Annotated in this window: 10 protein-coding genes; 6 read left to right on the top strand and 4 right to left on the bottom strand. The window is 54.8% G+C overall.

Features of this window, described 5'->3' with window-relative positions; translation table 11 throughout:
• Window positions 1-8: 8 nt before the first annotated feature.
• Window positions 9-146, top strand: coding sequence for an Ltp family lipoprotein (locus AC19YQ_RS24580; protein ID WP_500596146.1), 138 nt, complete (start codon window positions 9-11; stop codon window positions 144-146).
• A gap of 60 nt (window positions 147-206) precedes the next feature.
• Here the strand turns inward: AC19YQ_RS24580 and AC19YQ_RS24575 are convergent, their stop codons facing one another.
• Window positions 207-557: a hypothetical protein gene (locus tag AC19YQ_RS24575; protein ID WP_500596145.1), complete on the bottom strand. Its 351-nt coding sequence runs from the start codon at window positions 555-557 to the stop codon at window positions 207-209.
• 195 nt (window positions 558-752) lie between these two features.
• Between AC19YQ_RS24575 and AC19YQ_RS24570 the strand changes: the two genes are divergently transcribed.
• Window positions 753-2,507, top strand: a complete 1,755-nt coding sequence (locus tag AC19YQ_RS24570) for a MobA/MobL family protein (protein ID WP_500596144.1) — start codon at window positions 753-755, stop codon at window positions 2,505-2,507.
• Here the strand turns inward: AC19YQ_RS24570 and AC19YQ_RS24565 are convergent, their stop codons facing one another.
• The 3 genes from AC19YQ_RS24565 to AC19YQ_RS24555 form a co-directional block, all read right to left on the bottom strand.
• Window positions 2,508-2,903 carry a hypothetical protein gene (locus tag AC19YQ_RS24565; protein WP_500596143.1) on the bottom strand — a complete coding sequence of 132 codons (396 nt, stop codon included), beginning with the start codon at window positions 2,901-2,903 and terminating at the stop codon, window positions 2,508-2,510.
• A gap of 41 nt (window positions 2,904-2,944) precedes the next feature.
• Window positions 2,945-3,358, bottom strand: coding sequence for a hypothetical protein (locus AC19YQ_RS24560; protein WP_500596142.1), 414 nt, complete (start codon window positions 3,356-3,358; stop codon window positions 2,945-2,947).
• 118 nt (window positions 3,359-3,476) lie between these two features.
• Window positions 3,477-4,049, bottom strand: coding sequence for a helix-turn-helix domain-containing protein (locus tag AC19YQ_RS24555; RefSeq protein WP_177008020.1), 573 nt, complete (start codon window positions 4,047-4,049; stop codon window positions 3,477-3,479).
• Window positions 4,050-4,750: 701 nt separating this feature from the next.
• Here AC19YQ_RS24555 and AC19YQ_RS24550 point away from each other — a divergent pair.
• The 4 genes from AC19YQ_RS24550 to AC19YQ_RS24535 all read left to right on the top strand — a co-directional run.
• Window positions 4,751-4,927: a hypothetical protein gene (locus AC19YQ_RS24550; RefSeq protein WP_500596141.1), complete on the top strand. Its 177-nt coding sequence runs from the start codon at window positions 4,751-4,753 to the stop codon at window positions 4,925-4,927.
• 390 nt (window positions 4,928-5,317) lie between these two features.
• On the top strand, window positions 5,318-5,593 hold the full coding sequence (locus tag AC19YQ_RS24545; RefSeq protein ID WP_177008014.1) for a type II toxin-antitoxin system Phd/YefM family antitoxin: 276 nt from the start codon (window positions 5,318-5,320) through the stop codon (window positions 5,591-5,593).
• Window positions 5,568-5,870: a Txe/YoeB family addiction module toxin gene (locus AC19YQ_RS24540; protein ID WP_500596140.1), complete on the top strand. Its 303-nt coding sequence runs from the start codon at window positions 5,568-5,570 to the stop codon at window positions 5,868-5,870. The genes AC19YQ_RS24545 and AC19YQ_RS24540 overlap by 26 nt, the downstream gene beginning before the upstream one ends.
• Window positions 5,871-6,378: 508 nt before the next feature.
• Window positions 6,379-6,737: Ltp family lipoprotein (locus AC19YQ_RS24535; RefSeq protein WP_500596139.1), on the top strand; the 359-nt coding region annotated here is incomplete at its 3' end.

The raw sequence follows: 6,737 nt of genomic DNA, 5'->3' as shown, positions 1-6,737 counted from the left end.
AGGAAGCGGTGAGATCAGCGAAGCAGTATCTCAGTATGATGGGCTTCTCGTGCAAAGGCCTCATTAAGCAACTTTCCTCAAGTGCCGGAGATAAATACACCGTGGACCAAGCAACCTACGGGGCAAAACAGGCAGGTGGCTGCTAAAAAACGGGGTAGTTCAAACGATGGTTACACTCGAGCCACCGAATTCCATTCCCATATCTTCTAGTCAGAAGTGTGCGTGAACACGCGACGGAATGCTTCGGAACCACTGCCGTCGGTACCTAAGACTGCCAGGCGCTCAGCAGGTCGTGACAGGAATTTATCCATGGCATCGAGCAGGGTTCGGTGGTCTTGCAGTACCACCGATCTCCCAGAAGCCATCAGCGTCCCCACCAAGGCGCCGACCAACACCTTGCATCTGTCGTCCTGCCGCTTTCTGCTGGTGATCGCCTCATCATCGAGCCAAGCAGCCAACAACCGGGCTTCACCTGCTGCCCCCTCGTTACCTGCTGCACCTGATTTCTGTAGAGACTCCAGACGACGCTTGAGTTTGACCTGTTCACCACCTCGCATTTCCCCTCCTGGCGCGATAGCACCACCCTTGATCACGTTGAATTAAGGCCGCTATTTGTACCCTGGCTGATGTAAATGTAACATGCACAAATCAGCTCTTCAGGATGAAGAGCGCCACTATGGCGTTTCTCTTCGAGAAACGTGTCGCCCTGCCGGGGGCAGAATCAAAAACACAGCAAGAGCGGGAGCGCGGCGATGGCGGGTCAGGGCATGCGGATGGCGTTGAAGGGGAAAACCCCTTCCGCCCATGCTCGCCTGAAATACATCATTCGTCAGGGCAAATATGCCCAAGGTATCGACGGTGCCCGCGATGACCTTGCCGCTAGCCGCAGCGGTAATCTGCCGAACTGGGCGGATGATGCCGACCAGTTTTGGCTGGGAGTTGATCAATTCGAGCGGGCCAATGCGCGGCGCTGCGTTGAGCTGGAACTCAACTTGCCGCCAGAGCTGACCCTCGATCAACAGCGGCAAGTGGTCGAGGCCTACGCCGAGCGCCTGCTGGGCGCTGAACGTCTTCCTCACACTTGGGCGATTCACGATGGCAGTGGTAAGAATCCGCATTGCCACCTGATGTTCCAGGAGCGGGGCCTCGATGGAATCGAGCGACCTGACGCGAAGACATGGTTCAAACGAGCCAATACTACTCACCGCGAGCGTGGCGGCGCGATGAAATCGCGCAGCATCCATGGCGCGGCGTGGACGATGCATGCTCGCGCCACGTGGGCCGAGACGGTCAATGATGGGCTGCGAGCGGCAGGTTATGCCCCTCGTTTCGATCACCGCTCTAAGACTGTGCAGCGCGACGATGCACTGCGCAGCGGCGATCTTCGCCGGGCGGCGGAGCTAGGAACACTCACCGAGCGACACGAAGGGGCGACACTCAACGGCATGCGCCGCCGTGTTGAGCGAGGGGAGATCGAGCTAGACGACTTGCCGGAGTATGCCCAGCAATTGATCCTGCAGAACGACCGAGTGCGGGCCTACAACAATGCGCTGCGCGACTGGGCTCGATCCGCGCCCGAAGCAGAGCTGGCCGAGCGACTAGCGCCCGAACTAGCTGAACTGGCCGAACAACTTGCCCTGGAGAATCCCGGTGCACACGTTGCCGCATTTGAGATGCACCAGGTACGGCTCGCCACTGAGCTGGATCAGGCGCACGGCGCCGCGTTGGTCGAATGGGTGGAGCGGGCCCGAGCGCGAGTGATTGAGCTGCGACCAGCTGCAGTGCGTCCGCCTGATCCTGATATGGATCGAGTGGACACACTGAAAGCCTTGGCGAAACGCACTGCCGCCGAGGCTCTAGCCGCAGAGAAGGCGCAGAAAGACTGGCGGAGCGAGCATCCACGCCGTGCAGTGTTAGCCGACTTCTTGGGTAAACCCTTAGCCGTAGATCTGGCGGCTGAGCAGGCCCAGCGGAGCAAGATGGCAGCCCTAGAAGCGTATCGTGATGCACCTGAACGGATTGCTGCGGTTGCCTGGCAACGTGCAGACCACGAGCTGAAGGCGTTAGAACGGTATTTGCCTACGATGGAGCAGGCAGCAGGACTGAAGCCGATGCACGAGCTGGAGCGGGAGCAACGCGAGCTGGATGGCCTAACCCGTGAGGTGCTGGGCGAAGCCGTCCGTAACCTGCGCAGCGCAGTGGGTTTGATCAACAATCACCTGACGGGCTGCGGCTATGACGAGCGCGAACCGTTGTTCGCCCTGCGCCGCGAGTTGGAGCGTGAGCTTGAGCAGCTACGGCAATTGCGGCAACTGCCAGCGCCGGAAGAGGCCGCTCAGATGCGCGAGAGCTCCGCGGAGTGGGTGAAGCATGCAGAGGGGTGGCGGGAGGCGCAAAGCGGCGCTCAGGCGCTGTGCCGGCGTGAGAGGGAGCAGCTGAGGCAGACTCCCCCCGACAACACGGAAGATCTGGGCCCAAGAGGCTCCAACGGTCCCCGGATGCGTTAGCTACTCCTTCTCGACGAACCAACCACCTGGTCGCTCGGCCCCCGCTAGCGGGCCGAGCGGTTCCAAACTCTTTTCAGGGTGCCGCAGCATCTCAAGCAGCTTGGCATCCAGCTGATTAAGGGGGATGTCCTCATACTCGTCATCATCTGGATCAGGCACTAAGTACCCTGGGCACAGAAGGCAATTAGACAGTAATTTGTGGTGCGGATAGCGGTTCTCAAAACGCTTAACCAAACCCTCAAAAATCGCTTCTCCGGTCGGTGTTGCGTTGACGCGGCGGATTACGAAATCGGCGATGGCCAAGCGCACCTCAACCTCGGCTGGACTGAGCGGTAGATCCTCAGCGGCCTCTTCAAATGTGGCACCGCGAGTGTCTTTATCGAGCTTGTTAGCCATCGTACGGTACCTGAGATGGATGGGCAGTCACGCGGGCTTGCTTACCTGGAGAAAAATGCACGTTTCCACCATGGTAACGGTTTTGGATCTAGTGCATCTGGCACGTTTTCTGAGGTTTCAGGTGTGACAGATGGCACCGTGGCGGGTTTGTACTCGAGTAGGCGCATAGCTTGGCGTAGCTCCGCGACTTCTTCTCGTAAAGCCTTAAGTTCGGCTAGGATCAGCGCTGTATCTTGAGTGCCATGAGCAGTGACATCGTGTGCCGTTTTCTCCGAATCTGGTTGTGCCATTGGTAGAAGGGAACCATAGACGCGGATCAGCTCAGATGTTTCCAAACTGCGGGCATTTTCACCATCTTGAGACCATGATAGACGGCCTGCGGCCATATCACGATAGAGCGTGCGACGGCTCTTACCGGTCAATTTCTGAGTTTCTTGGATCGTGTGCCACGCCATGTGTCACTTCTCCTTGATGTGGTGTGCCACTTACTAACGTCTGCTTTCTACTGCGATGAAGGCCGAGTGCATGATTCTCGTCATTTGACGCGGTACCTCCTTGCTGCTTCGTAAAAAGTCAGAGACGAGGCGTCTGTGCCATCGTAGATGAAAGCTCCAAATCTAGGTCGTCAGAGTCCCTAACACGAGGGACCTCATCCCTTGTGATCGGCAACAGTTCTGCTTGGTCTGGAGGCGGAAGATCTCCGGTAGATAAAGGGTGTTCGCCGGCTTGAAGGACGGGAACATGGCGAAGTTCGACGTTATCCCAGTCTTCGACAGGTCTCCCCTGATCGCTTTCGCTGACTACTACTTCTGCGTAGAACGAAGCGTATCGCTTACCGCTGTGGTCCCTCCAAACGACTTTGGAGTTGATGACGTAGCCGTTTGCTGTGCCAATCTTCACTATCTGGAGCCACCGTTCTGACTCAAGTAGGCGGATGGCGTTGTGTATCGCCGTTCTGCCGTAGTTGAGGATCTGACAGAGGGTGGATTGGCTTATAACAATCGCGTTGGTCTTGTTCATCCGCTCTGTTAGCAGCATGAAGACCTGGAAAGCGCTGGGACTACGGCGAGATAGTTCACGGATGTCACGAATGTAACCACGGGTCAGCATGGCGAAATCTGCGGGGTCTTTCCTGATCTGTTTCAAGTGAACATATCCGTGTGGTCTAGTGAACATGATGTTCAGTATATATGAACATCATGTGCGCACAAGATGTTCTATCAGGTGGTAAATGTTCACTCAGCTAGTGAACATATATGTTCACTCTAGAGTGAACATAGCAAGCAGGCCTAAATATGGCTACAAGCCGCGTATTTACTAGCTCTCAGCCTTTTCAGCATAGAACCGCCCTCTTTATCTTTTAGAAGCGGTGCTATGTGGTGCCACCAAAGGTGGCACCGCTTGCGGTCTTGCAGGCTGCGATAAACGCAGCCGCCGACCTCAGTATGTGTTTTGTCTGTGCTTTTGATGTTGCGTCAAAAAAAGTCAAAGACGAGGTGCCGTTAAGCTAGCTCATGGTGGTCGCCAGTGCAGTGACCGAAGGGCGCTGTGCTGGGGAACGCCGAACAAGCGCAGCGCGTTAGTTCCGATGGTCCAGGCACCGCGATCTTATCCAGGTCCCGCGCCCTTCCAGTCGCTGTGCGCCGACCACTTCCCTACAAGATCTGTAGATCTATATGCGGCTGCTTCGCTCCTTCACGGCGCTGCCTTCGGCCTGCGCGCTTTGCTTGCCAAGTAATCAAGTCGGAGGCGGCGCTCAGGTTTGGGAAAGTCCGCGTAATCTTGGTTTTTGCCGTGCTTGATAATGGTCGTGCCTGCAATTGAGGGCCTACCTAGCTGAGGTTGTTATGACTGACAAAAAGAAAACAGAAGACGATTTGAAGTTCGAAAACTGGAAGCAGGGAGCTAAGGATTTCGAAGAATTTTTCGATTCGATGTTGCCAGAGCCGAATGAACTCGAAAGGGTGAGAATCAATATTGAGGAAGGTCTTCGTAAGAAACACGAAGAGGATAGCGACGTTTAGATTTTACCCCGTAGGGCGTCAGCCCCTGAGATGGTTGCTCACACAGGCGATCAAGGAAGCGACTGTAGCGAAGCTGGAGCGCCGCAGATCAGGAGCTTAAAACGACTTGTTTTTTCACGTCGCTGGCTTACGCCCTGCGCGCTTCGTTTGCACGTAGCAAGATTGTTTACTTTTGTACCAAACGTGGTACAATGAAATCAGCTCGATGTATGGGCTCATGACGAGTCAGTTTCTGGAAAGAACAGAAATTGCACCACGTTCGCTTCTGGCAGAGCTAGAAGCGTCACGACGTTAACTTCTGGCAGGGCTGGGAGTTTGTCGCGTTGACCACTGGCGGGGCTAGTGGTTGCACCACCTTCACTTCTGGCAGGGCCAGAAAGGAAATTGAATATGCAAGTAATGTCTTTTAGCCAGGCTCGTGCCGACCTAAAGCAGACAATGGATGATGTTTGTCGGGACCACGAGCCCGCTGTAATCACGCGTCAGCGTGGCGATGCTGTAGTTATGCTTTCCTTGAATGACTACAACGGTATGCGCGAAACCATGTATCTATTGGGATCGCCTGCAAACGCCAAACGTTTACGTGAATCCATTGATCAGCTCCGGTCCGGCAAAGCCGTAACCAAGGAGTTTTTGATTGATGAGCACCAAGAAACAGCAGAATAAAGAAAGCGCTCGCAGCGCCGTTACTGTCGCGTTTACAACCAATGGTTGGGATGAATATGAGCATTGGAAAACCGCCGACAGCAATATCTTCGATAAAATCGATGCTCTGATCAAAGAATGTCTTCGAACCCCTTTTAAAGGCACTGGTAAACCAGAATCGCTAAGCGGCGATCTTTCTGGTTTTTGGTCGCGCCGTATTACTCGTGAGCACCGCTTGGTCTACCTCTATGAAGGTGGGACCTTGACGATTATCTCTTGTCGTTATCACTACTCGTAGTGAGATCCTGTAAAGACTGCTGATCTGCGGTTTTTGCTTGCTGGTGATCAAACGCTGGGCTACTGATCACGTACACTCGGCTAAATGGTTCCGAGCCGTTACCGTACGCAAGACAGCCTCATGCTCTGCAGGACGCACGAGAAACGCGTCCAAAGCATCGAGAAATTTAGCACAACCGAACGTCCAGAGAGCAGCGCAGTACCCACCAGCGCGCAGCAATCACTTTGCAACGATCGTCTGCACGCTTTGAGTGAAGTGTTGCCTCATTTTCTATCCAAGCAGCCAGTGGCCATGACGGAATAGGGCTGTCACGACGCCCGGCTAGCAAGTTTTTACTCGGCGGCTACAAGGATTTATTCCATCTCAATCATCACCTGGTCATGGGCGCTTTGCTTTCGATATCAAGGTTCGGGGTGGAGCCGAAAAGGGGCGCGTCGTGTAAAGTTGGCCTGCGAGGCAAGGGCTTCGAGGGCGTCAGAAGCGCCGTGTGGATTATGGAGATATTTCAATGGATTTTTTGAAGGTAGTACTGACTGCAGCTTTGTTTGCCGCAGCGCCCACATGGGCGGGAGATTTGACTGGGCCTCAAAAGAATGCCGTTAGATCAGCGAAGCAATATCTCAGTATGACGGGCTTCTCACGGAACGGACTTATTAGCCAACTCTCATCGGATGCAGGGGATGGTTTCGGGGTTTCTGACGCTACGTTAGCAGTGGACAGCCTGAACAATGATTGGAACCAGGAAGCGGTGAGATCAGCGAAGCAGTATCTCAGTATGATGGGCTTCTCGTGCAAAGGCCTCATTAAGCAACTTTCCTCAAGTGCCGGAGATAAATACACCGTGGACCAAGCAACCTACGGGGCAAA

Source organism: Pseudomonas sp. MF06569 (assembly GCF_059862735.1).
The sequence above is the reverse complement of the archived record's forward strand: the minus strand, read 5'-3'. Positions and strand labels throughout refer to the sequence as shown.

Coding starts and splice junctions, on each gene's coding strand:
- AC19YQ_RS24575 (WP_500596145.1), bottom strand. CDS start 557: ATGCGAGGTGGTGAACAGGTCAAACTCAAGCGTCGTCTGGAGTCTCTA.
- AC19YQ_RS24570 (WP_500596144.1), top strand. CDS start 753: ATGGCGGGTCAGGGCATGCGGATGGCGTTGAAGGGGAAAACCCCTTCC.
- AC19YQ_RS24565 (WP_500596143.1), bottom strand. CDS start 2,903: ATGGCTAACAAGCTCGATAAAGACACTCGCGGTGCCACATTTGAAGAG.
- AC19YQ_RS24560 (WP_500596142.1), bottom strand. CDS start 3,358: ATGGCGTGGCACACGATCCAAGAAACTCAGAAATTGACCGGTAAGAGC.
- AC19YQ_RS24550 (WP_500596141.1), top strand. CDS start 4,751: ATGACTGACAAAAAGAAAACAGAAGACGATTTGAAGTTCGAAAACTGG.
- AC19YQ_RS24545 (WP_177008014.1), top strand. CDS start 5,318: ATGCAAGTAATGTCTTTTAGCCAGGCTCGTGCCGACCTAAAGCAGACA.
- AC19YQ_RS24540 (WP_500596140.1), top strand. CDS start 5,568: ATGAGCACCAAGAAACAGCAGAATAAAGAAAGCGCTCGCAGCGCCGTT.